The sequence below is a fragment of the Methanoregula sp. genome, assembly GCF_028712425.1.
GTDB lineage: Archaea > Halobacteriota > Methanomicrobia > Methanomicrobiales > Methanospirillaceae > Methanoregula.
In genome coordinates this window covers 25,268-46,219 of the sequence record NZ_JAQTQD010000020.1, presented here as the reverse complement: position 1 = coordinate 46,219, position 20,952 = coordinate 25,268, and the positions used below count along the sequence as shown (strand labels likewise).

Annotated in this window: 26 protein-coding genes, 1 tRNA gene and 3 rRNA genes; 13 read left to right on the top strand and 17 right to left on the bottom strand. The window is 56.5% G+C overall.

All coding sequences use genetic code 11. The annotated features are described in order from the left end of the window. The 4 genes from PHF39_RS10910 to rrf (PHF39_RS10895) form a co-directional block, all read left to right on the top strand. Nucleotides 1-333: ribosomal RNA gene (locus tag PHF39_RS10910) — 23S ribosomal RNA — on the top strand; the annotation flags it as partial. Between the two features lie 84 nt (nucleotides 334-417). Beyond that, nucleotides 418-489: transfer RNA gene (locus tag PHF39_RS10905), tRNA-Cys, on the top strand. Nucleotides 490-605: 116 nt separating this feature from the next. Next, a 5S ribosomal RNA gene (gene rrf, locus PHF39_RS10900) occupies nucleotides 606-727 on the top strand. A gap of 155 nt (nucleotides 728-882) precedes the next feature. Continuing rightward, nucleotides 883-1,005: ribosomal RNA gene (rrf, locus tag PHF39_RS10895) — 5S ribosomal RNA — on the top strand. Nucleotides 1,006-1,128: 123 nt separating this feature from the next. Here rrf (PHF39_RS10895) and PHF39_RS10890 read toward each other — a convergent pair. Further along, nucleotides 1,129-2,229, bottom strand: coding sequence for a radical SAM protein (locus PHF39_RS10890; RefSeq protein WP_300223861.1), 1,101 nt, complete (start codon nucleotides 2,227-2,229; stop codon nucleotides 1,129-1,131). 34 nt (nucleotides 2,230-2,263) lie between these two features. On the opposite strand from PHF39_RS10890, the gene PHF39_RS10885 reads away from it, so the two are divergent. Next, a complete protein-coding gene (locus tag PHF39_RS10885; RefSeq protein ID WP_300223858.1) occupies nucleotides 2,264-2,521 on the top strand; it encodes a hypothetical protein in 258 nt (85 codons plus the stop codon). A gap of 230 nt (nucleotides 2,522-2,751) precedes the next feature. Next, a complete protein-coding gene (locus PHF39_RS10880) occupies nucleotides 2,752-3,009 on the top strand; it encodes a type II toxin-antitoxin system RelE/ParE family toxin (RefSeq protein WP_300223855.1) in 258 nt (85 codons plus the stop codon). Between the two features lie 300 nt (nucleotides 3,010-3,309). Here the strand turns inward: PHF39_RS10880 and PHF39_RS10875 are convergent, their stop codons facing one another. From PHF39_RS10875 to PHF39_RS10825, 11 genes are all read right to left on the bottom strand, one after another. Beyond that, nucleotides 3,310-4,398, bottom strand: coding sequence for a PAS domain-containing sensor histidine kinase (locus PHF39_RS10875; RefSeq protein WP_300223852.1), 1,089 nt, complete (start codon nucleotides 4,396-4,398; stop codon nucleotides 3,310-3,312). A 49-nt stretch (nucleotides 4,399-4,447) separates the two neighbouring features. After that, complete coding sequence (locus tag PHF39_RS10870; RefSeq protein WP_300223849.1) at nucleotides 4,448-4,789, bottom strand: hypothetical protein; 342 nt, start codon at nucleotides 4,787-4,789, stop codon at nucleotides 4,448-4,450. Then, complete coding sequence (locus PHF39_RS10865) at nucleotides 4,786-5,901, bottom strand: hypothetical protein (protein WP_300223846.1); 1,116 nt, start codon at nucleotides 5,899-5,901, stop codon at nucleotides 4,786-4,788. Before PHF39_RS10865 ends, PHF39_RS10870 begins: the two co-directional genes overlap by 4 nt. After that, nucleotides 5,898-6,995, bottom strand: coding sequence for a hypothetical protein (locus PHF39_RS10860; RefSeq protein WP_300223843.1), 1,098 nt, complete (start codon nucleotides 6,993-6,995; stop codon nucleotides 5,898-5,900). The genes PHF39_RS10865 and PHF39_RS10860 overlap by 4 nt, the downstream gene beginning before the upstream one ends. Then, entirely contained in the window at nucleotides 6,992-8,083 is a 1,092-nt protein-coding gene (locus PHF39_RS10855; protein ID WP_300223841.1) for a hypothetical protein, read from the bottom strand. Before PHF39_RS10855 ends, PHF39_RS10860 begins: the two co-directional genes overlap by 4 nt. Further along, on the bottom strand, nucleotides 8,080-8,529 hold the full coding sequence (locus PHF39_RS10850; RefSeq protein ID WP_300223838.1) for a hypothetical protein: 450 nt from the start codon (nucleotides 8,527-8,529) through the stop codon (nucleotides 8,080-8,082). The genes PHF39_RS10855 and PHF39_RS10850 overlap by 4 nt, the downstream gene beginning before the upstream one ends. A gap of 172 nt (nucleotides 8,530-8,701) precedes the next feature. Next, a complete protein-coding gene (locus tag PHF39_RS10845) occupies nucleotides 8,702-9,661 on the bottom strand; it encodes a hypothetical protein (RefSeq protein ID WP_300223835.1) in 960 nt (319 codons plus the stop codon). 113 nt (nucleotides 9,662-9,774) lie between these two features. After that, a complete protein-coding gene (locus PHF39_RS10840; RefSeq protein ID WP_300223832.1) occupies nucleotides 9,775-10,770 on the bottom strand; it encodes a DUF6159 family protein in 996 nt (331 codons plus the stop codon). Then, a complete protein-coding gene (locus PHF39_RS10835) occupies nucleotides 10,767-11,564 on the bottom strand; it encodes an SdpI family protein (RefSeq protein ID WP_300223828.1) in 798 nt (265 codons plus the stop codon). Before PHF39_RS10835 ends, PHF39_RS10840 begins: the two co-directional genes overlap by 4 nt. Further along, nucleotides 11,561-12,157 carry a DUF1673 family protein gene (locus PHF39_RS10830; RefSeq protein ID WP_300223864.1) on the bottom strand — a complete coding sequence of 199 codons (597 nt, stop codon included), beginning with the start codon at nucleotides 12,155-12,157 and terminating at the stop codon, nucleotides 11,561-11,563. Before PHF39_RS10830 ends, PHF39_RS10835 begins: the two co-directional genes overlap by 4 nt. Then, nucleotides 12,157-12,606 carry a hypothetical protein gene (locus tag PHF39_RS10825; RefSeq protein WP_300223825.1) on the bottom strand — a complete coding sequence of 150 codons (450 nt, stop codon included), beginning with the start codon at nucleotides 12,604-12,606 and terminating at the stop codon, nucleotides 12,157-12,159. The genes PHF39_RS10830 and PHF39_RS10825 overlap by 1 nt, the downstream gene beginning before the upstream one ends. A gap of 131 nt (nucleotides 12,607-12,737) precedes the next feature. Here PHF39_RS10825 and PHF39_RS10820 point away from each other — a divergent pair, with 131 nt between their 5' ends. The 7 genes from PHF39_RS10820 (at nucleotide 12,738) to PHF39_RS10790 (ending at nucleotide 17,419) form a co-directional block, all read left to right on the top strand. Further along, nucleotides 12,738-13,439 (top strand): dihydrofolate reductase family protein, encoded by a 702-nt coding sequence (locus tag PHF39_RS10820; protein ID WP_300223822.1) that lies wholly within the window; start codon nucleotides 12,738-12,740, stop codon nucleotides 13,437-13,439. A 46-nt stretch (nucleotides 13,440-13,485) separates the two neighbouring features. Further along, nucleotides 13,486-13,902 carry a hypothetical protein gene (locus tag PHF39_RS10815; RefSeq protein ID WP_300223819.1) on the top strand — a complete coding sequence of 139 codons (417 nt, stop codon included), beginning with the start codon at nucleotides 13,486-13,488 and terminating at the stop codon, nucleotides 13,900-13,902. A gap of 179 nt (nucleotides 13,903-14,081) precedes the next feature. Continuing rightward, nucleotides 14,082-14,987, top strand: coding sequence for an alpha/beta hydrolase (locus tag PHF39_RS10810; RefSeq protein ID WP_300223817.1), 906 nt, complete (start codon nucleotides 14,082-14,084; stop codon nucleotides 14,985-14,987). A 76-nt stretch (nucleotides 14,988-15,063) separates the two neighbouring features. Continuing rightward, nucleotides 15,064-15,684, top strand: coding sequence for a hypothetical protein (locus PHF39_RS10805; RefSeq protein ID WP_300223815.1), 621 nt, complete (start codon nucleotides 15,064-15,066; stop codon nucleotides 15,682-15,684). Nucleotides 15,685-15,796: 112 nt separating this feature from the next. Then, nucleotides 15,797-16,003 (top strand): hypothetical protein, encoded by a 207-nt coding sequence (locus PHF39_RS10800; RefSeq protein WP_300223813.1) that lies wholly within the window; start codon nucleotides 15,797-15,799, stop codon nucleotides 16,001-16,003. Between the two features lie 134 nt (nucleotides 16,004-16,137). Beyond that, complete coding sequence (locus PHF39_RS10795; RefSeq protein WP_300223811.1) at nucleotides 16,138-16,599, top strand: hypothetical protein; 462 nt, start codon at nucleotides 16,138-16,140, stop codon at nucleotides 16,597-16,599. A gap of 76 nt (nucleotides 16,600-16,675) precedes the next feature. Further along, complete coding sequence (locus PHF39_RS10790) at nucleotides 16,676-17,419, top strand: TylF/MycF/NovP-related O-methyltransferase (protein WP_300223809.1); 744 nt, start codon at nucleotides 16,676-16,678, stop codon at nucleotides 17,417-17,419. A 24-nt stretch (nucleotides 17,420-17,443) separates the two neighbouring features. On the opposite strand, the gene PHF39_RS10785 is transcribed toward PHF39_RS10790, so the two are convergent. The 5 genes from PHF39_RS10785 to hpt are packed head-to-tail and all read right to left on the bottom strand — an operon-like array spanning nucleotide 17,444 to nucleotide 20,947. Continuing rightward, on the bottom strand, nucleotides 17,444-17,623 hold the full coding sequence (locus PHF39_RS10785; protein WP_300223807.1) for a hypothetical protein: 180 nt from the start codon (nucleotides 17,621-17,623) through the stop codon (nucleotides 17,444-17,446). Nucleotides 17,624-17,672: 49 nt separating this feature from the next. Beyond that, nucleotides 17,673-18,848, bottom strand: a complete 1,176-nt coding sequence (locus PHF39_RS10780) for an MFS transporter (protein WP_300223805.1) — start codon at nucleotides 18,846-18,848, stop codon at nucleotides 17,673-17,675. A gap of 14 nt (nucleotides 18,849-18,862) precedes the next feature. After that, on the bottom strand, nucleotides 18,863-19,477 hold the full coding sequence (locus PHF39_RS10775; protein ID WP_300223804.1) for an METTL5 family protein: 615 nt from the start codon (nucleotides 19,475-19,477) through the stop codon (nucleotides 18,863-18,865). Beyond that, nucleotides 19,474-20,421 (bottom strand): diphthamide biosynthesis enzyme Dph2, encoded by a 948-nt coding sequence (gene dph2 / locus PHF39_RS10770; RefSeq protein WP_300223802.1) that lies wholly within the window; start codon nucleotides 20,419-20,421, stop codon nucleotides 19,474-19,476. Before dph2 ends, PHF39_RS10775 begins: the two co-directional genes overlap by 4 nt. Then, complete coding sequence (gene hpt / locus PHF39_RS10765; RefSeq protein ID WP_300223800.1) at nucleotides 20,399-20,947, bottom strand: hypoxanthine/guanine phosphoribosyltransferase; 549 nt, start codon at nucleotides 20,945-20,947, stop codon at nucleotides 20,399-20,401. The genes dph2 and hpt overlap by 23 nt, the downstream gene beginning before the upstream one ends. Between the last annotated feature and the right edge of the window lie 5 nt (nucleotides 20,948-20,952).

Here is a 20,952-nt window from a genome sequence, read left to right as displayed (position 1 = left end):
CGCCTATTAAAGGGGATCGTGAGCTGGGTTTAGACCGTCGTGAGACAGGTCGGTTACTATCTATCAGGAGTGTTTGGAGTCTGAGGGTAAGAATGAAATAGTACGAGAGGAACTTTCATTCGGCGCCACTGGTCGATCGGTTGTCTGACAAGGCAGTGCCGAGCAGCTACGCGCCAAGGGATAAAAGCTGAAAGCATCTAAGCTTGAAACCCGGCCTAAAAAGAGACTCCGTCAAGGACACGAGTAAAAGACTCGTTTGATAGGCTTGGGATGTAAGCACGAAGGCAACGACGTGTTCAGTCCGCAAGTACTAACGTCCAAACACTAGTGCTCACCACGTTAAACCCAGACGAAATTCTGAGTGCAAACCTTATATTCTATCCTGACATACAGGATAGGGTATCATCCTACACGGCTGCCAAGGTGGCGGAGCGGCCACGCGGTTGACTGCAGATCAACTACACTCCGGTTCAAATCCGGACCTTGGCTTTCGAAGAAGTGCGAAGCACTTCTGAGACGAGAAGAACGCATCAGCGTTCTTCGAACTCGGAAGCAATGTAACGCGCTCTTCGTTGTAAACCAAAGCATCTAAAGCAATCAGTGGTGATTGCGGCCATAGCTGTCGGGAAACACCTGGTCTCATTCCGAACCCAGCAGTTAAGCTGACACACGTAGTATGCTGTACTGAGGTACGCGAGTCCCCGGGAACCATACCAAGCTGCAATCACCTTTCCTTCTTACACGGTCTTCTTGTAATGTTATACTAAAGAGCGAAGTCTTTCCATCAATTGTCATACTGCCTGACGGGCAGCATCAGGTTCACGACCCGAATGACACGTCAAAGAGGTTACAACAGAAACCTCAATGAAAAAACATCGTGGTGATAGCGGCCATAGCTGTTTAGGAAACACCTGGTCTCATTCCGAATCCAGCAGTTAAGCTGACACACGTAGTATGCTGTACTGAGGTACGCGAGTCCCCGGGAACCATACCAAGCTGCTATCACTTTCCTTCTTTCATCGTCTTCCAGAACGTTTTTACTCACGAGCGAATGCTCTCGTTATGTCATCATATCGTTTTTATGGATACCGGCAGGTCCGCAGGCCTCGCGTGACAAATCCCCGATTTTCATTGTTCCCTGAGCGGGAGACAGGATTCGCTGCAGGATCCCACCCGTTTCTTTGTGCAGTTCATCCCCTTCAGGCTCATCACCCGGCATCCGCCCCTGCATAAATCCAAGTCAGAACAGTCCCTGCATTCGGTGGAGGCATGGCTGATGCCCTCATCGCGGTACTGGTCAAAGCCCCGCTCCCAGATCTCAGAAAAGCTATCTGTCCGGAGGTCCCCGGCAAGGAAACGGGGTTCCGGCGGCAGTTCGGGACACCCCCGGACCCGGCCGTCAACCCCGATACAGCATGAGATAATACCGGCCCCGCAGAAGAAGAGATCATCACCGCGAATTCTCTTTTCGTAGAGGTCCCCGAGATACCCCAGGTTCTCTCCGATAAGGACCGGGAAATCCCCCTGCATCTTCTCCGCAATAAAGTCCAGGAGCAGTCTCAACTGCCCGTCCGATAAGAAGAGGGTATCGTCTGCGGATGCCCTGCCCACCGGCATGACCGTCCCGACCCTCCAGAGATCTGCATTCCCCCGTGCAAGCTCGTACAGGTCTTCCCGCTCGTGAATATTCAGGGGCGAAATAACCGAGGTCATGCAGGCCTGGCGGCAGCCGTTCGACCGTAAGAGGTGCAGGGCGTTTAACGCCCCGGAAAAAGCACCGGGAGTTTTTCGCAGGGCATCGTGTGTCTTTTCAGTCCCATCCACGCTGACCTGTACCGAATCGGCAACCCGGACAATTCTCCCGATGTTTGCCTCCGATACTGCCAGCCCGTTTGTGGAAAATCCCGTCTCCATGCCCCCTTCTTTTGCCCGCTCCAGGACTTCGAGGAGATCTGCCCGTAAGAGCGGTTCTCCCCCGGTAACGAGGAACCGCCTCACCCCAAGACCTGCAAGGTCCCGGACAATTCCCGATATTGCCGCCGTTGACAGTTCTTCCCCAACAGTATCACCCCCTGACGACGCCCCACAGTGGATGCATGCCATCGTGCAATCCCGGGTGCACTCCCACATCACCGTCTTTGGTGGCGGGGTTTTCCCCCATCTTCGCATGGTGCTGAACCCCGCAGTAAGGGCTTTGACCTGCAGTCTCCGGAAAAAAGAACGGCTCATTACATTTTTATACTAAGTATTTTCATATTAATGTATGGTTAACAAAGCCCGGATAGCGAAATCTGTTTGTATCCTTAGTTTTCTGGGCATCCTGCTCTCCGGTTTTTACGCCTTCCTGCTGTCCACTGCCATGTATGCCCCGCCCGAGATGCTGGCTCAGGCCGCCGCGAGAAAATCGCAGGAATTTATGCGGATCAGCATCGCCGTCGTGATCCTCGTCGTTGTCTGTATTGCCAGTTATCTCTATGGCAAAAAACAGGAAGCTCCCCGGCATCCAAAAGAAGAGACATAATTTCCTGAAACGTTGAGATCCCGGCCAGCGGTCCTTCACCCGCAGCTCATCCCATCACTCGTGAAACGCTATGCCCCTTCCGGCACCATGATCTCGAACAGGACCCCGCTCCCGAACGTCCCGGTCTCCTGGATGGAGAGGCCTCGTTTTACCCGGATACCGGCAGGTCCGCAGGCCTCGCGTGACAGATACTCATCTGTTTTATATCTGAAATTTGATAATTATAAGTAATGGCCACATATACCATCCTCATCAAAGAACCCGCGGAGGAATGGCTGAAGAAATACGACAAGAACATCCAGCGCGATTTTGTAAAGAAGATCCAAAAATTATCCGAAAACCCGGAACTCCACGGGAAACCATTGAGAACTCCACTTCATGGATATTGGGAGCTCTATTTTGAGAAAAGTTTCAGGATTATCTATACAATCGATTTTAAAAATTCTGTTGTGTATATAGAAGCGATTAAACACAAGGACGAGTTTTAGATACCGAGTTCCTTTGCGACTTCATTGAAATCGCGGGATTTGACATTCTTCTGCTGCCCTCTCTTAATCTGGGCCATAAGATCCTTGTCAGTAAGAACATCAATAGTCCTCTTCATGGACTCATATTCATCTACGGAAATTGTGATCCATTCCGTTTCGTGCTTACCATGAACCATTGTCATGTTAGAGTATCATTTCCGTTGAGATGTAATAAAGAATGAGGTCGTGATTATCGGCAGGGCATCATTTCTCTATTTCTCTGTATGTCTGCAGGTCCGCAGGCCTCGCGTGACATATACATCACTGAGCCGGCTCGGCTCTCCACGCTGCTTTCGGCACCGTGATCTCGAACACAACCCCCTTTCCGACCTCACCCGTCTCCCGGATAATCAGGCCGGTGATAGCCAGCACCTCCCGGATAAAAAACAGCCCGAAACCGGTATTCTTCCCGTATCCCTGATCGAAGATCTTCTGTTTCTCCCCCGCCGGGATACCGCAACCGTCATCGCGGTACCGGATCACGAGGCCCCCGTCAGGGACAGTCTCTGTATCCACCGAGATGTGCCGGACCGGTCCCCCGTGCCGGATGCTGTTGTCGATCAGGTTGTAGAAGGCCCGGCCAAAGAGCGGGTCCGCATAGATCTCGTAATCCGCTTCCGGCAGGCGGATTTGGATTGTCTCGTGACCGACAGCGGATGCTGCATCCCGGATGTTCTGGATGAGCCCCTGCCATTGTGGTGCTTTCACGCCGACACTCTGGTAATCTTTCGTGAAAAGGATCTGCTCCTTGATCCTGACCACCTGGTCGCGGATACCGGAGGCGAGTTCCTTTGCATCGCTGTCCGTTGTCGTCGCGGCCAGCATATCGCAGAGCCCGAGAACTCCCGTGATGCTGTTCAACACATCGTGACGGGTCACGCTGTTCATCATGTTCAGTTTCTGGTTCGTCAGTGCAAGCGCCTTTTCGAGCCGGACCTGTTCCGAGATGTCGACGATGACCCCGTGGACACCCGCGATCCGCTTCTCCCCGATGATGGGCGAGGCGTAGATGATGGCCGGGATCTCCCGGCCGTCGTGGGCAATGATGCTGCACGCGATGTGGTCGCTTGTCACGTCCTGCTGGATGCGGGCAAAAAAGGATCGGATCTTTTCCCGCTCGGATTCGCGGACGATATCGAAGATGCCGGTCCGGCCCTCTGCCTGCTCATCGTAGGCATGCCCGATGATATCGATGGCGCTCCAGTTGAAGAAGGTGAACTTCAGGTCCTCGTCAAGCTCGAAGACGATCTGGGGGAGGAGTTCGGCAAGGTCCTCGAACCGGGTGTCGCCGTTGTGGTTGCTCTCCTGCTTATGGAGCCGGCGGCCGGAAGTGTTGCGGACAGGGGGCATTCTGGTTATAAAAATGGGGTGTGGCCGCTAATAAATCCCCTGTTATCGATCAGGTGTTCGCGTCGAAGATCTCCTTTCGCGAGAAGACGTAGATGGCAAGGAAGATGAGCGGGATGATAAGCACCGCGACCCCCCAGGTCAGCGGGCGCCACGTGACAATATCGCCAAGGATGGATTCCTTTTCGGACTTCTCCCCAGCATGCAATGCCTGGGCATCGTAATAGACGAGCAGCGCAGAGAAGACCCCGGCAATGGCGAGCATCTTCAGGTCGACGAGGCAGAAGAGGCCTGCCAGGAGCAGGAGGATAAGGAGGATATTCTCCTGGTAGACGGGTTGTTTTGCTGTCTGGACCCCGGTAACAGGGATAACTGCAACCGGTTCCGAAGTCATTGGTGCGGCTCCGATACTGGAGTGACAACCTTCGCCATTGCTCGGGAAACACTCCCTTTCTTCCCGCATGTGTACAGGTCTGTTATTGCTATTCCCGGTACTGTTGTGCCGAGTGCCATCAGCATCCCGCAGGCAAGGAGGAACACGTAGCAGGCCGCCATCATCAGCACCTGCCCGCGGGACTCCTGGAGGAAGAAGTCGTAGTCGTTGTTGAGCAGCGCCGGTGACTGGCCGATGATAAGCCCGATGAGTGCAACTCCGAGGATGATCGCCCCAAAGACAAGGGCACAGCCCAGAAGCTCGCGCCAGGTCTTCTTCACGAGCCGGAACGATCCTGCGATTGCTGAAATGAGCCCCTTGTCTTCCAGCACGATGGCCGGAACAACGTACAGGGCCAGCAGGAACAGGACAGCATTTGCGACAACCATCTGGAACGAGAAGAATAATGTCGTGAAAATCCCGTTCGGGGTAAAGTAATAGGCATACGGCAGCCAGAACATTGCGTGCGATATGGCAGAGACGATAGTTCCGGTGAACGGATTCTGGGATGCGATCTCCAGGAGTATTGTTGCTACGAATGCCATCGTGATCGAAAGAGCCGCAAGCGTACCGGCGTGCCTTCCGGCCTCACGGAATGCACGGTGAACGGTAATTGGCATGGCAGTATTCCTTGCATTCCGGTAACGGACAAGGGCTGCCAGCAGGAGGGTGAAGCCCGACAGGCAGACCGCTTCGATCAGGAAAAGCCGCAGGTCAAAGGCGATCAGGTGGGTGTCGCTGATCTGGATGGTGATGAGGTTAGATATGGCGTAGGATGTACCGATGTGAGACAGGTTCCACTGTTCTGCCAGTACCAGGAATAGGATCACGAGACCTGAAAGAAACGAGAACCCAAGCAGCCGCTTCTCGCTGAAGAGGGCCCTGATGCTTGCCGTTGCGATGCCGATCCCGTTCCGGATCCGGCCTTGTCTGCCGGCTGCGCCTCCGGCATCCGGCTGGATGGATGGAGTCTCCCCCGAATCCCCAAGCACAACCGCTGCCGTAGTATGCAGGACAGGAGCTTTCCGGCAGAGGCCCAGCCAGCAGTCGGCAAGGGTGGAAGTGAAAGTCATCCTGCACTCCCCTCGCTCTTTGCATGCCGGTAAAGGTCCAGCGCAGCGATCCCACCAACGGTTGCCACGACAAATACAAACGCCACGAGTGCAAGATTGTAGAGAATGGCGATAGCAATCCATGTGGTGGTGGGATGGAACATCACGGTCACATAGGGATTTACAATCCCGGACGCAGCCTGGACGATCAGGTGCGTCAGGAAGACACCGAAGAGGACAATCCCCAGGAATGCGGCACAGGTGACGGCCTCCGCCCCGATCTTTTTTATCAGGGCAAATGATCCCGCGACTGCTTCCCTGAGAGTTTTCTGTTCAAGTACGATGAGGGGCACGACAAACGGGGTCAGGATGACGAGGAACAGGGCGATCATCAGGAAATCCAGAGTTTGCAGGAGCCCGAATGGGTATATCCACAACAGCAGCGATCGTCCTCCATAGCCCGGGATCTCGGTTAACATGGCCCAGTCGAGGGTCCAGTTGAAGGGGAACTGGGTGATGGTGCTGGTAATAAACCCGGGCCCGAAATGATAGAGGAAGCCGAGTTCCTGCGGGAACCAGACGAGGATCACATTAAAGAAAATTTTAAGGAGCAGTATGCCTGCGAGTGCCAGAATTATCGACCACAGGAAGAGTGGTTTCCAGTATTTTTTTGCTCCAGCGAACCCCTCAAAAAACGGTGCAGCCCCTTCTTTCATTGAAGAGAGGCTTAAGAAAAGACCCGCCAGCAGAAGCACCAGGCAGAACAGTGTTGCAAAGCCGAGGAAAAAGTCCTGTGCATATAATCCGATGATATCCGGTTGCAGGGTTCTGTTGATATACCGGAGTGCCCCTTCGCCAACAGCATTTCCGGCCAGCACCAGCCCGGCAAGGAGCCCGAACCAGAGGAGCTGCCGGTTCCGGTTCAGCGTCCTCATCCCGGAGAACGCTGCCCCGATCCCCCGGCGGATTGCGCCCGTTCCTCCGCTTCCGCCATCCGGGAGGCCCTCATGGGCGGTTGTGGGCAGGTGAACAAAATCTGCCTGCAATGTCCGGACTACCGGTGGTTTCCGACACAGGCCGAACCAGCTCTCTGCAATTTCCGATAACCGGGTCATGAGGCAGGCTCCGGTTGTTTCCTGTTCCCTTCCGGTATCCCGGATACCTTCCCGCTCTTTCCAATCCGGTAGAGATCCCCGATTGCAACACCTACAGCCATTGAGCATACCGCTATCAGGACCGCGAAGCAGAACAGGACGGTGTCATAAACCAGTGCTGCGATGGGAATCAGGTTATGGGTGTACCAGAATACAGGATCGTAGTTGTAGTGTATAAGGAACTGGTTCATTACCAGCGATGTGGCCCCGGCCATGAGGACGATTGTCCCATAAACAAGGATGCAGCCAAGTATTTCCCGCCGGGTTTTCCGTATGAGTGTTATCGATCCTGCCAGAGCGGAAACCAGTCCCTTATTCTCCAGTACGATGACTGGCACTACATAGGGTATCGCCAGGAACAGGATGATGGTAATGCACAGGATAACACTCATGAGCCAAAAGGTAATCGATAACCCGAGCGAATCAGGGAGGAACCAGATATAGGGCATGAAAAAATCCTCCATCTGGATGGAAATATCGGCCAGACCATCACTCGTAACAAACGCAATCAGGATTGTGCCGGCAAGAGCCATTGCAAAGGACAGGGCTGCAAGCGGGACTGCATGGGCGCGGGCCCCGGATAATCCCTCGCTGATGGTGATCGGGTGGTCAGTATGAATCAGGTTCCGGTACCTGATGAGACCTGCCATCAGGAATGTGAAACAGAAGAGGCAGAACGCCAGGATCGGGATGAGTCTTGGGTCAAACCACAGGGTAAAACCCCCAAGGGGGATCCTGATAAGGAAGGGATCGTAATACACGTTGCCTCTGGTCCAGTACATCAGGGCAAAAAGGAAGGACATCAGGAGCCCGGAGATGAGTGAGAACCAGAGCATTTGTCGCTCCCTCACCATCGTCTTTAAGCTTCCTGCAGCAATGCTGATACCCAGCCGGACCCGGCCGGAACGACCAGAGGGTTCGCCATCATCCGGCTGCGAGGGCTGCATTGTTTCTGGCGAGGCCATGAGAACTGCCGGTGTTGTATGAAAGGCCGGTGTTTTCGGGCACAGGCCCAGCCACCATTCTGCGATAGCGGAAATGAGAATCATCCGCTCATCTCCCGGATCTTTGAGAGCAGCTCCTCGGCCATCTTCGTCGGGTCGGCAGTCTTCTCGATTTTTATCCCGAGTTCGGACGCGAAATCCCAGATGAATTCAATACATTGGGTGAATTCATCGCAGGCCTTGCAGTCGCCGTCATGCTCGTACCAGACCTGCATGCCGTGCTTCTCCGAGACGAAGATGTAGGCATTGGTCTGGAGCGGGATGGATTTGCCAAAGAGCACCCCTTTCTCTACATCGACTTTCTCGACCTGGATCCGGTTTGCCTTTGCCATCTCCACGAGCGAGGACTCGATCTTCTCGTCCATGGCACGGAGAGCCTGGGAGACCCCCTGTCGGGTGATGCCGAGTGCGTTTGCAATCGAGATATTCTGCATCCCGGAACGGCGCATCTTCCAGAACCCGAACTGTTTCTCATTCGTGGGCAGGAACATACGTAAATGTATTGACATTTACAATATAAAAACATTGGGAATTTGTGGCCGGGGTTTTCCGGCAGGAGGAAAAAAGAAGGAATGGACTGCCCGCCACCGGTGGTATGCGACCTGTGGATTCAAGCCCGGATGCCGGATGCGGCGAACCGTGACGGGCTGGCGGGGCCTGCTGTTATGCCGGGGTGGTTACAATCGGTTGTGCCCGCAGGGTAGTGTCAGTTTCACCCACGCTGAATGCTACGATTGCATGGGTATCCCGTGCATAGGTCTCATTCCGGTGTTCGTTCTCACTCAGTTCAGAGACAAGCGCCTCTGCTGCATCCTTTCCCTGCAGGCTGCCCGGGCCCCTGACCTTGAAGAGGTTTATCGTGGTATTGTCCTCCATGCCGGTGACATATTCTCCGTTAAAGGTGAAGTCAAACCGGTTGTCCGCCATCGAATGCTCCGCTATGAGGTAGTAGTCTCCTGCGGCGAGCTTTTTGGAGAACTCTGCATCGGCAGTGAACGTGTAGAGCGCCTCTTTGTCGACCGGGACGGTTATGAGGGAGAAGAAGTTATTGCCGAGGATCCAGAGCTGGACTGCGGGCGGATTACCTTCCGCAATGCCGTTGACCGTGAACGGCTGACCTTTCAGGAGAGGCTTCGGGGAGATCGAGGTCATGAGGAAGGGCTTTTTGTAGATGATACTGACCGTACCATACGGTGTCAGATTATTGAGCTGGTCTTTTGTTTCCGGTTTTGTCACGGCATACACCGTATACGACCCGGCATCCAGTCTGAGATCAGACGTATACCAGGTATATTCCCAGGTCTTATCCGGCTTTGTCATTACCCGGGTGAACGAACCAGGATTCCCGCTGACGGTATCCTGATCCGGGGAAGCAAGGTTTCCCCCGTTATCGGGGAGGTTGGGCCCGTTTATGAAGAGGTAGGTGGAATCCGAATCGGTGTTCATCCCGGAAAAAACCACTCTTTCCCCCATATAATAGGACTGATCGCCTTCTGCAACGATCGTGACGAGCGGCTTCTCCGCCGATACGGGAGACAATGACAATACAACTGCACCTGCTAAGATGAGCAGCAGGGCCATCTTCCAGAACCCTTGCGGGTTGTTGCTGGCTGGTTTTGACATGTGTAAATGTATTGACATTTACAATATAAAATTATGGTTTTGGTTTCCGGCAACAACCTTTTATTTCGGGCACCAGCCAAGCCCGTCGTGGATTACCTCAGACACGTATAGGATCATACCGGGAAATTCTCCTTCGCATCCCCGAATGCCTGCGGCAGAGCTCCGCTCCTGCCAGTCGTATAGAGCCCGAGGGTGGCAATACTCAGGATAGTTGAACCGATGAACATGAGAACCATCAGGACCAGTATGGTCAGGATGACTGCGAACCCTGCCGACGATGTAACCCCGGAAGAAAACCCAATCAGGATTATGGGAATCAGGAAGATTACGTAGACTACAAACAGGATCAGGAAAAAAAACCCGAAACAGACGATAACTTCCCCCCACATCTTCCCGAACAGCGATACCGAATCCTCAATCGCAGGCACCAGTCCCCGGTTATCGATGACAATGGCCGGGAGAACGAACATCGTCAGGACGAAGAAGAGGAATATTGCCCCCATGGCGAGGAGCGTTACCAGGATATTTCCTGTCTCATTGGATATGATGAATGCACTCGCGGTCCCGACAAATGCTCCGACAGCAGCCCAGCCTGCAAGGGATACCCGGCGATCCCAGGCCCGGGCAAGTCCCTCTTTCAGGGAGATCGTCTTTCCGGACAGGATGAACGAGACGCATATGATCAGCCCGCCAATGAGGAAATAATTGAGGAATGTGCTGATGAACGTGGTAACAAACGTCAGTGCCAGCCACAGGAGCGATCCCTTCGCGACCAGGACCGCCGGCGAATTCATGATAAGGCCGGTCCCCGGGAGCGGATTGGCCCCGGAAACAACCTGAATGTACAGGTTTGTTGCGAGGCTGAAAATCATCACAAGACCAGTTAAAAATGAGAACCAGAGCAGGCGCAGGTTCCGCAACAGGATCTTTATACTCCCTATGGCGAGACGGAATCCTTTGTCTATCCGTCCCGGCCCCCCTTCCCCCCCGTCCGGTGACGGGAGATCGATCGAAACCGGCGCGTTCGTCCGTGCAGCCGGTATGGTTCCAACACTCCGTGCATTCGGGCACCAGCCAAGGTGGTGCCGGACAATCTCAGAAAATCTCATGAACATATTTTTCCCTCACACTCCGGCATGCTCTTTGCCAGCCGGAACGACCAGATGGAGATATACAGCGTTGACCCGAGTATGATGATCAGCATCAGGGCCATTGCCCAGATGCCTGCTATCAGGCTCCCGAGCACGACCAGCACACCAGCGGCCATGAACACCCTGCCGCCGTATTCGTGGGTCCTGTTCCAGACCTCCTCGCTGGCAAGCGTCCACGGCAGGCGGATCCCCATGACAGTATTCCGCTTGATTTGGGGCATCAGGCCTCCCATCGCGATGAAGAGGAAGCCTATCAGGAGTGAGATGATGGTAACGATTGGCAGGTCGACACCTATCGCGGAGGCAATCACCATCACCTCGATGGAGAAGATCATGGCAATCGTAGCAAAGATGATCATTGCATAGATGTCCCGGAATGCCTCCAGGGAGAACTCCACGGAGCGGAACCGGGGTATGACGATCAAAAGGATCATGACGAGCGTGATGACCACCGGCAGCCCGAGAATGCCGGAGAACTTGTCGGCAAACCCGTTTGCTTCGCCATGAAGTCCCCAGTGAATTGGGACAATATCCGGCAGGTGGGGCAGGGCTAAAACCGCAATGATCCACGAGAGGACGACAACGCCCCAGGTCAGGCGCATGAACCGGGCAGACCTGCGGGCAACCGGCCCACCATCATCTGCGGTATCCTTCTTCAGTGTATCCCCGGTTGCACTCTTCACCGGGTACCGGGCGGAAGCCTCCATCGGGCACCAGCCCATGGCGTCCCATAGGGTACCTGCCAGGGTCATGATATATCCCTCCGGTAGATCCGGGTCCCGTCAGAGAACAGCGCTATGCCCGAACGGCTTTCCCATGCAAGGATCGTAGCCACATGGTACCAGCCACAGGCAGAAAAGCCGGCAAGGAACCCGTTCACCATGAGCATCGAGAGACCGGGGATAAGACCGAGAAGGACGGCTCCCGCGAACGCGAGGATGAGAGCAGCCCCGATGATCGGGAGGACGCGGACAACCGAGACCTCCTTCCAGTTCTTCTGGTCAGCAACACCATTCCTCTCCACGTCACGGAATACCTCCCAATACCTGATAGCGTCGGCACAATACAGGATCGTGGCAAGCACAACCCCGAGACCGAACATGGCGATCCGGTCACCGGTTGCGGTGGCAAAGAGGGAGATCCCGACAACGGTCATGCAGAGCGCGAATGCAAGCGCGCGGGTTCGGTACCGGTTCTTCCAGCCAAAGGAAAGTGTGCGCACGTCCCCACCGCTGCCAGCGGGTAATATATGTGTTGTATCCGTCGCACTATCCCTGCGGAAAGTGCGCTGTTGTGCGTTCGGACACCAGCCCAGCCAGCCCCGGATAACTTCGGAAACCCGCATCATTTCATCAGCGCCTTTACCCTCGTGAACAGTTCATCCGCCATCTTTGTGGGGTCGGCGGTCTTTTCGATCCGGACGCCCAGTTCGGTGGCATAGTCCCAGAGGAGCTCGATGCACTCGGTATACCGCTGGCACGCGCCGCAGTCGCCGTCATGCTCGTACCAGACCTGCACCCCGTGCTTTGCCGACACAAAAATGATCGCGGCGGTCTGGAACGGTACCGACTTCCCGAGGAGGACTCCGCGTTCAGCATTGATCTTCTCGACAGAGATCTGGTTGGCCTCCGCCATCCCGCGGAGCGTGCTCTCGATCTTCTCGTCCATGAGATGGAGGGCCCGCGATACGGCCTGGCGGGAGATGCCAAACCGGTGGGCAATCCCGATATTAGATTCGCCACCCCGCCGTAGTGCCCAGAACCCGAACTGCCGGTCGTCCGTTGCCAGGAACATGCGTCAACATTTGAATGTTGACAATATATATGTTGCGGGATGGCCATGGAACGGGCAGAGGCATTTTTAGTTTCACTCCCTGCACCACCACCTTATCTCCTGCCAGTCCAACGCGTAATCAGGAATCATCCATGAAACCCCGAGTCATTATTCATACGGCGATGAGCCTTGACGGCCGCATCACGAACTTCCCCGCAGACCTTGAGCTGTATTATTCCCTTGCCGCGCAATGGAATCCCGACGCAATCCTGTTCGGCAGCGGGACGGTCCTTGCGGCAGTCCGCGACAATCCCGCGCTCGAGGTCCCGCCGGAACACGAGGAGATGTTTGTGCCACCGGCAGGGCAGCCGGATCCGCGCCCGCTGCTGGTAATCGCCGACAGCCGTGGGCAGGTGCGCTGCTGGGACGCGATCCGGAAATGGCCCTATATGCGGGACGTCCTCGCGCTCTGCTCCCGTGCAACTCCCGGGGATTACCTGGAGTTCCTCAAAGAACACCACATCAAAACGATTGTCGCCGGGGATGAACGTGTCAATATGCGGGAAGCACTGGAAGTGCTGAACCGTGACTATGGCACAAAGACCGTCCGGGTGGACAGCGGGGGCACGCTCAACAGTGTCCTTCTTCACGAGGGACTCATTCATGAGGTGAGCGTCCTCATCCACCCCGTCATCGCCGGCGGGAGACCGACCCCCACGCTCTGTGACCCGGAGCAGGCGGGCATCACGGGGCTGCAGGTCCCCCTTGTCCATAAAACCACGGAAGTCCTGAAAAACGGGATTGTATGGTCGCGGTATATCGTGAGTGGCAACAATCCGGCTCCGGCCCGGTAACATCACCTCCCAACCTTTATTTCCCATCATACCCCACCATCCATTCATGAGACGTGCATTCTGTTCCTGTTTTTTCCTTGTCCTGCTCCTCGTGTTTGCGAGCGGCTGCACCCAGCCGGCACCCCAGACTTCATCTGCCACAACACCGATCCCACCCCCGGCCACCCCCGTTCCTGTCACGACCACTGGCATAGCCGAAAAAAGCCTGACGTTTGACGTGTCCAAAACGCAAAAGACCGTGAACATCACCTACACCGGCGGCCCCGATGCAGAAGGCCTTGTTGCCCTGAAGGTGCGGATCGACAACCAGGACATTGACGATTTCGAACGCACCGTCCTCACACCAGTACCCGGCGAGTCAATCATCTTTACGTACCAGGGGCTTGCCAATCCGGTAACGGCAAACATCATAGGAACGTGGAAGGACGGGTACCAGCAGACCGTCCTGATATATTACTTCTGATAAGAACAACCTCCTTTTTCGACCGGGTTTCCGGATTGGGATCCGGCCGCCCATGATTGTGTGCCTGCCTGCACGGTGCCTGATATGCGTTCGGTTTTGCATCCCCGCGCCGTACTGCGCCCGGAACTGCCGGTCGTACCCTCATCCTTTATTACCCGGCCTCTCTAACACAGAACACAATGATCCGCGAGTCCCCGGAAGAACTTCTCTCGATCATCCGGTCTCATGCGCCCGGCCCGGACAAGCCCCTTATTGCCGCCCGGAAAGATTTTTCTGAGTTTTACCGCGAGATGCAGGACGAGATTGTCAGCGAGGAAGTCCATACTGTTGAGCAGGTGGCAATCCGGGACAACCTCTCCGGGTACTGGATCTCGGTTCCCGAAGCCGAACCGGACTATGCAGTCCTCTTCTTCCATGGCGGCATGTTCACAATGGGATCAACGGCCGACCACCTGGGCCTCTGCATCCGGCTCTCCCGTGCCGCCCGGGCCCGTGTCTTTTCCGTTGATTACCGGCTCGCCCCCGAGCACTCCTTTCCTGCGCCTGTCGAGGATGCCATCGCCGCATACCGCTTCCTCCAGGCAAAGGGTTACCCGCCCCACCGCATCGTCCCGCTGGGGATATCTTCCGGGGGAAATATTGTCCTTGCCTCGCTCCTCTCTATGAAGGAGCGGGGGTATACCCTCCCCCCGGCCGCAGTCTGCATGTCGCCAATCACCGATATGCAGTTTGCCGGGGAATCGGTGACGAAAAACGGGCAGCGGGACGCGATAACGGCCGACCGCCTCCACGCGATCCGGACCGCTTATCTCTCCGGCCGCAATGCATCGGATGCCCTTGCCTCTCCTGTCCGCGGGGCGCTCAAAAACCTCCCCCGCCTCTATATCCAGGTAGGCACGTATGAACTCCTCCTCTCCGACATCGGGACATTTGTTGAGAAAGCACGGTGGGCAGGTGCACCCGTCCAGGTGGAGATATGGGAGGGCATGTACCACTGCTGGCAGGTATTTGCCGGCCAGCTTCCGGAGGGCCAGGAAGCTGTCGATCATGCCGGATTGTTCATCTGCAGCATCCAGGGCCGCTGATTCTCCCTGTTGTGCGCCCGCAAACCAGACCGACATGGCTATCATGGGCAGGGTACACCCTCTTTTCCGGTATACCATGAAGCCTGTTTTTCCTGCTCTGATCTGCGGGTGCCTGCTGCTCCTTGTGCTTCCCGTTGCAGCCAGTCCCGTCCTGACCACCGTGTCGTTTACTCCCAACCCGCCCCTTGTCGCCGGCGGCCCGCAGGAGGTAGTCGCAAGCTTTGCCATCCCGAGCGGGACGACCTTCCCAAGGGAGCACGAGCTCCAGCTCCAGACCGGGCTTGAGAACCCCGCGTGGGTGATCCAGGTTGTTGTCGACGGGCACGATTCCGCCCGGCAGACTGCATCGGGTTCTGCCGCATTCATCAACGGCATGCTCCTCTCCTATTCCGCGAACCGCGATGTCCGGTTTACTGTCACGGTAACCGGCACCGTGCCCCGGGGAGCAACCAGCGCTGTCACCGTCCTTGACATGGTCGAGATCGGCAATACCAACGCGGTTGTTCCCAAAAGCCAGGTCGTCATCACCCAACCGGTTGCCGGGGTACTTGTGGTCCCGGAAGTCTCTTCCCTCCCCACCCGGACACACCAGGTTGTTCCCACGGCAACTCCTGTAGCACAATCGCCCGGGTTCGCTTTTGCATTCGCGATCCTCGGGGGCAGCATTGCAGGCATCTTCCGGCTGCGCCGCTGGTAATAATCCCCCGGCGAATCCCAACACCCCCTCTTTTGCCTTCTCCGACCAAATCCTCTCCCGAAAAAGTACCACTGCATTTTTCCGATACCAGGGTGTACATGTTCGTGATATCATGAGCATGATGAGAGATGCAATGGGTGGCAGCAAAGGCCAGCCGAAATGGTGGTACGGCATTGCAGTTGCCGTCATGATCTGCGTTTTCGTCCTGGGGATCGATGTCTGTCACAACGGCAGGATCACCTGGTCGGTCTGGCCGATCGCGGGGGTGCTGTTCTTTGGCGTTGGGTTCACCCTCCTGAATAAGTTTGGTCGGGACTAACTCTGTTGCGCCAGTGAAGCCGAAGAGGAGAATGCACCAGCGTTCTACAGATCCGGCTCCACTCGAATACTACATCTCCGTTCCCCTGTGTGCTTATCGTTATCTTTACACCTCCGGCCGCTCCATGTACTGCAATGCTGAAACCCGCTGCATGGGCCAAGGTTCCGGGAACGACACCGACAGAAAAACTCGGGCGCCTCGGTCTCATCCCCGGAACAACTGTTGATATCCGCAAGTGCGCAAGCATAACAGACAACTATGGGATCTCCATCTGGCTCTTCTTCGAGGAGGACCTGGCCCGCGGGCAACCGCTTGAATCCGTCCTTACCGAGTTCGCAGGCGTCCCCGAGTACGAGCGCCCGGTGATCCTGGTTGACAGTTTCCTCCGGTTCACCCGCGAGAACGACCCCTCGTTCGAGCAGACCATGGAAGAGTGCCCGCTCATGGTCGAGGTCGTAACAACCGGGGAACGCCGTGGGGATGGAAGCGGCAGTCCTGAACCATATGTCACCTGCCTGATGCCATTCTTAGACGAGCTGGACCTGGAAGCCGAAAGCCCGAACCCCGGTCTTGTGGAGATCCCAAAAAAGCCCTGATTCCCACACCGCTCCCTCTTCCGCCTCTTTTTCAACCAGAGATATATAAATTGCAGAACGACGTATTGTATAAGACATGCGCCTGCCCCAGAAGAAACAGATCTACTCGGTTGTTGATTCTGTCATCCCCAGCAGGTATCTTTTAAAATTCCGGAAAGCCGTCTTTTTCGAGCCATTCATGGGAAACGATATCGCCAACCGCGGCCGGCTCTCCCACTATGGCTGCGATCGGAGAAAGGAGTTTGCAAAGAACCTCCGGAAGATCCGCAAGGAGACCGAGCTCCTCCTCGAAGACATCGAGGCCTACCACATCTACATGGCAGTGAAGACCACCCAGAAGGTCCCCGGCGACATTGCCGAGGTCGGTGTCTACCGCGGGGGTTCGGCAAAGATCATCTGCTCGGCCAAGGGAGACAAGGCCCTCCACCTCTTTGATACGTTCGAAGGCCTGCCGCAGGTTGACGAGATCGATATGGTCTGGCCGTTCTACGAGGGCAAGTTTGCCGCTTCCTACGAGAGCGTAAGGGATTACCTCAAGGAGAGCAGGAACGTCCACTTCTACAAGGGGATCTTCCCGGAAACCGCGGGGCCGGTGAAAGACAAGAAGTTCTCGCTCGTGAACCTTGACGTGGACTGTTACGAGAGCACAAAACAGAGCCTCGAGTTCTTCTATCCCCGCATGAACCGGGGCGGCATCATCATCTCCCACGACTACATCACGGCGCCCGGCGTGAAGAAGGCGTTCGATGACTTCTTCGAAAGCAAAACCGAACCCGTGCTGGAAACCGCCGGGTCGCAGTGCCTTGTGGTAAAGGTCTGAAAAAAAGGCGTTTTAATCCGGTGCTCAGTCTTTTACGATCAGGATGCCGAAGATGGCAAGCATCAGGCCAAAGAGCAGCACGACGATGCCTCCCAGCCCCTTGATCACGAAGATGACTTCAGGCAGGAATACCCAGATTCCATACACGCCAAGAGCACACAGGATGATCCCGATGATCAGTGCAATGACTCCAACTTTGTCCATGATTATTCCTCACATCACGTTTTTTCCGTGATGATATAAGCCTGTTGCATCAGTTCCCTGCCTGGTGTCCCCAACTTTTACCCAGCGTCTTCCACGGGTAGGGCAGGAGCGCCATCAGGATCACCGCCCCAATGATCGGCAGCGGGATGGTCCCGATCGCTGCTGCAAGCGAGTACGTGTCGGCGATCATACCGTTGACGGCAACGCCAAGACCTCCAAAGCCGATGGCAAGCCCGAGCATCATGCCGGAGGCAAGGCCGACATTACCCGGCAGGAGCTCGTGGGACATCGCAACGGCCACGGCAAAGGTCGACCAGAGGCAGAAGCCGAAGCAGAGGAGGGTGACCAGCTGCAGGATGCCCGATGTTGCAAAGAAGAGGTAGAAGAGCGGCACCGCTCCTGCAAGGGCAAAGACCATGAACTCCTTTCTCCCGACACGGTCGGAGATGTGCCCACCGGCAACCTGTCCGGCAACACCGGTCAGGAGCATCAGCGTCAGGGCAATGCTTGCCATCACAAGGCTGTATCCCTGCGAGACAAGGTACATCGGGAGGTAGGTGATGGCCGCAAAGACTGCCCATGCCCGGAGGATGGACGCGATCATCAGGACGACAAACGGCCATTTTGACGACACGTCGGCAACTTCGTGAAGAGGGGTGGCATGGGCTTCGCGTACCGCTGCCATCCCCCCCGGCAGGAGGCGACGGAGGACAACGAGCATGACAAGGGCGGGGATGATGAGGAACACCAGCCCGGGCAGCCCCAGCCACCAGACAAGGACCCCGGCCAGGACCGGACCGATGGCGTAGCCGAGGTTTCCCCCGACCACGAAGTACGAGGTGATCCTGCCCCGGTTCTCGGCGGAGCAGAGCCGGCTGACGAGGCTTAAGGCAGTCGGGTGGAAACAGGCATGGCCAAGGGCGGCAAGGACTGCAAAGGCCATCACCAGGTAATAGTTCTGCACCACTCCCATGAGGGCAACAAAAATAGCGCTGATGAAGAGGCTGATACTCACGCTGATGGTCAGGCCGCGCTTGTCGGAGAGCCAGCCGACGACCGGCTGGGTGAACGATGACGTGACGTTGTAGGCCGTCACGAGCAGCCCGGCAGTGAGGTAGGAGTAGCCGTTCTGGGCGATCAGGAGCGGCAGGATCGCGGGGAGCACCGGCATGTAGATGTCGGTGATCATGTGGGCAGCGGCAAGTCCCGTGATAGTGTTCTTCACGCTGCGGGGTGGGGTTACACAGTCCGTTTCAGCCGTAGGATCTCGACCTCGATCTCCTGCACGTCTTTTGTGTGGAAGGCAAAGGTGCGTTTGATGGGAAACGCTCCGCCGATCTTCTCGGTGACCTCTGCCTTCTGTGCAGTATATGCTTCAACAAATGGGATAGACCCTGCATTAAAGATGCTGTAGGTAACATCTGCAACCGAGAGAGCGCAGTCAATGAAGGGCCGGTCCGCGTGCGCCTTCTGGGCACCGAACGGCGGGTTCATGACAATCGTATCGCAGGCGCCGATCCGTTCCCCGCAGCCCCCCTCCCGCAGGTCAGATGAGAGGAACGTGACTTCAGCATCGAGGAGCCGGGCGTTCTCTTGTGCAACGACAAGGGCTCGCTCGTCAATATCCACTCCCGTAACAGATCCGGCCCCGAGCAGGGCGGCCCCGATGGCCAGCATCCCGGTGCCGCACCCGAGGTCCACGACCCGTTTCCCCTCAATATCCCCTTTCATCAGGGCGTGGTAGAGGAGCCGGGCAGCAAGGGGTGCCGGTGTCTGGTACTGCTCAAGAGCAGCCTTCGGGCGATGGAAGCCTGAAAGGCGCTGGAGGGACATCTCGAGCTGTTTGAGCTTCATGGGATCTCGTCGACGGTGTAGTCGTCCCAGCTCCGTTTCCCGCAGACGATCTCGAACTCCTGCGGGGAGAGGACGGGGACCGGGAATCGGACCTGGTCATCGTACGCGAGCCGGGGGCAGGCGGTGTTCACGTAACAGCCAAAGCCGAGGTTCGTGAGCTCGTCCGGGCTGACCTCCTTCATCGTGACGATGACGGCACCAGGGGAGAGGGCAGCAAGCCTCTCTGCAAGTTCCTTTCTTGCCTGCCCGGACTTGGTGCTGAGGATGATTCCGGTGCTCGTCGCTGCCTTTGCCTTCTCGATGACGGCAAACCGCCGGCGGAGCAGGGTCTCGCCGCTCACTTCCGATGCAATCCCCGAGAGCGGGTCAAGGGCTACAACCCGTTTCTTTGTCGAGAGCGCGATCCCGATGGGGTGGAAGAGCCCGGTGCCCACGTAGAGGATCTCATCCGCCCCCGTGTCTTTTGCAGCGGTAAACGAGCAACCAAGCACCTGGCCCCGGCAGGGGGTCCTGCCCCTTCCCTCAGCGACCCGGGCATCGATCCCCTGCGAACGGAGAAACTCCTCCATGGCCGGGACAAGGTGGACGTGCTGGACGGTAGTGACAAGGCCGACAGTCTTTTCCTTCAGGAGCGGGAGGGCCTTCTTCAGGATCGTGACATCGAAGTCAACAGAATACGGGATGAAGATGACCCGGTCCTGGTTATCGACCGGGGTGTGCCCGAGATGGACGAGCACGTCAGCATCCGCAAGGGTATCGAGTGCAAGGTCGCAGGCACCGTAGCACGGGTCGCCACTGACCATGACATCGAACCCGGCCTCCCTGAGCCCTGCTGCGTACCCTGAAGCCTTCCGCTTCAGCCCTTCCGGGAACTGGAGGGCGACCCGGCGGGCCCCCCGTCTCTTCAGTTCCCGGGTGAGTTCAGATATATCGCCGGACAACATGGACCCGCTCGTCCACCTCAATCTTCACGAGGGACTTGTAGGGCCGGCCGATGTCGGGTTCGCCCCGCTGGATCGCGATACAGACATCCACGACTTCGGCGCCCGCAATCTCCAGGGCTTTCAAGAGCGCCTTCATGGTGCCGCCCGTGCTCACGACATCGTCGATGATGACAACGCGGTCTCCCTTGTACACGCCATTCAGGTACAGTTCGCCCTTTGAATAGCCGGTGGCCTGGTGGACCGGGACCTCGTGCGGGAGGTTGTACACCCGCTTCCGCATCACGGTCATCGGGATGTCAGTCATGGTGGAGAGGACGGACCCGATGTGGATGCCCATAGCCTCGACAACCACGATCTTGTCCACGTTGTTTAAGTCCATCACCTTGATCATGGCAGCAGCCACGTCGCGGAGCAGGGCGGGGTCGACAATCGGTACGCCATCGGTGATCGGGTGGATGAAGTAGTTGTACTCCCCGCGTTTCACCATGGGGCAGGTTTCAAGCGATTCAACGAGTCTGTCAAGCATAGTCT

What these genes read in the sequence shown, in the direction of transcription:
- PHF39_RS10845 (WP_300223835.1), bottom strand. Translation starts at nt 9,661, where the DNA reads ATGTCAAAACCAGCCAGCAACAACCCGCAAGGGTTCTGGAAGATGGCC.
- PHF39_RS10885 (WP_300223858.1), top strand. Translation starts at nt 2,264, where the DNA reads ATGGTTAACAAAGCCCGGATAGCGAAATCTGTTTGTATCCTTAGTTTT.
- PHF39_RS10830 (WP_300223864.1), bottom strand. Translation starts at nt 12,157, where the DNA reads ATGCGGGTTTCCGAAGTTATCCGGGGCTGGCTGGGCTGGTGTCCGAAC.
- PHF39_RS10880 (WP_300223855.1), top strand. Translation starts at nt 2,752, where the DNA reads ATGGCCACATATACCATCCTCATCAAAGAACCCGCGGAGGAATGGCTG.
- PHF39_RS10835 (WP_300223828.1), bottom strand. Translation starts at nt 11,564, where the DNA reads ATGACCCTGGCAGGTACCCTATGGGACGCCATGGGCTGGTGCCCGATG.
- PHF39_RS10825 (WP_300223825.1), bottom strand. Translation starts at nt 12,606, where the DNA reads ATGTTCCTGGCAACGGACGACCGGCAGTTCGGGTTCTGGGCACTACGG.
- PHF39_RS10815 (WP_300223819.1), top strand. Translation starts at nt 13,486, where the DNA reads ATGAGACGTGCATTCTGTTCCTGTTTTTTCCTTGTCCTGCTCCTCGTG.
- PHF39_RS10860 (WP_300223843.1), bottom strand. Translation starts at nt 6,995, where the DNA reads ATGACCCGGTTATCGGAAATTGCAGAGAGCTGGTTCGGCCTGTGTCGG.
- PHF39_RS10800 (WP_300223813.1), top strand. Translation starts at nt 15,797, where the DNA reads ATGAGCATGATGAGAGATGCAATGGGTGGCAGCAAAGGCCAGCCGAAA.
- PHF39_RS10865 (WP_300223846.1), bottom strand. Translation starts at nt 5,901, where the DNA reads ATGACTTTCACTTCCACCCTTGCCGACTGCTGGCTGGGCCTCTGCCGG.
- PHF39_RS10775 (WP_300223804.1), bottom strand. Translation starts at nt 19,477, where the DNA reads ATGAAGCTCAAACAGCTCGAGATGTCCCTCCAGCGCCTTTCAGGCTTC.
- PHF39_RS10820 (WP_300223822.1), top strand. Translation starts at nt 12,738, where the DNA reads ATGAAACCCCGAGTCATTATTCATACGGCGATGAGCCTTGACGGCCGC.
- PHF39_RS10805 (WP_300223815.1), top strand. Translation starts at nt 15,064, where the DNA reads ATGAAGCCTGTTTTTCCTGCTCTGATCTGCGGGTGCCTGCTGCTCCTT.
- PHF39_RS10785 (WP_300223807.1), bottom strand. Translation starts at nt 17,623, where the DNA reads ATGGACAAAGTTGGAGTCATTGCACTGATCATCGGGATCATCCTGTGT.
- PHF39_RS10875 (WP_300223852.1), bottom strand. Translation starts at nt 4,398, where the DNA reads ATGCCCCCTGTCCGCAACACTTCCGGCCGCCGGCTCCATAAGCAGGAG.
- hpt (WP_300223800.1), bottom strand. Translation starts at nt 20,947, where the DNA reads ATGCTTGACAGACTCGTTGAATCGCTTGAAACCTGCCCCATGGTGAAA.
- PHF39_RS10855 (WP_300223841.1), bottom strand. Translation starts at nt 8,083, where the DNA reads ATGATTCTCATTTCCGCTATCGCAGAATGGTGGCTGGGCCTGTGCCCG.
- PHF39_RS10790 (WP_300223809.1), top strand. Translation starts at nt 16,676, where the DNA reads ATGCGCCTGCCCCAGAAGAAACAGATCTACTCGGTTGTTGATTCTGTC.
- PHF39_RS10795 (WP_300223811.1), top strand. Translation starts at nt 16,138, where the DNA reads ATGCTGAAACCCGCTGCATGGGCCAAGGTTCCGGGAACGACACCGACA.
- PHF39_RS10870 (WP_300223849.1), bottom strand. Translation starts at nt 4,789, where the DNA reads ATGACTTCGGAACCGGTTGCAGTTATCCCTGTTACCGGGGTCCAGACA.
- PHF39_RS10850 (WP_300223838.1), bottom strand. Translation starts at nt 8,529, where the DNA reads ATGTTCCTGCCCACGAATGAGAAACAGTTCGGGTTCTGGAAGATGCGC.
- PHF39_RS10810 (WP_300223817.1), top strand. Translation starts at nt 14,082, where the DNA reads ATGATCCGCGAGTCCCCGGAAGAACTTCTCTCGATCATCCGGTCTCAT.
- PHF39_RS10840 (WP_300223832.1), bottom strand. Translation starts at nt 10,770, where the DNA reads ATGAGATTTTCTGAGATTGTCCGGCACCACCTTGGCTGGTGCCCGAAT.
- PHF39_RS10890 (WP_300223861.1), bottom strand. Translation starts at nt 2,229, where the DNA reads ATGAGCCGTTCTTTTTTCCGGAGACTGCAGGTCAAAGCCCTTACTGCG.
- dph2 (WP_300223802.1), bottom strand. Translation starts at nt 20,421, where the DNA reads ATGTTGTCCGGCGATATATCTGAACTCACCCGGGAACTGAAGAGACGG.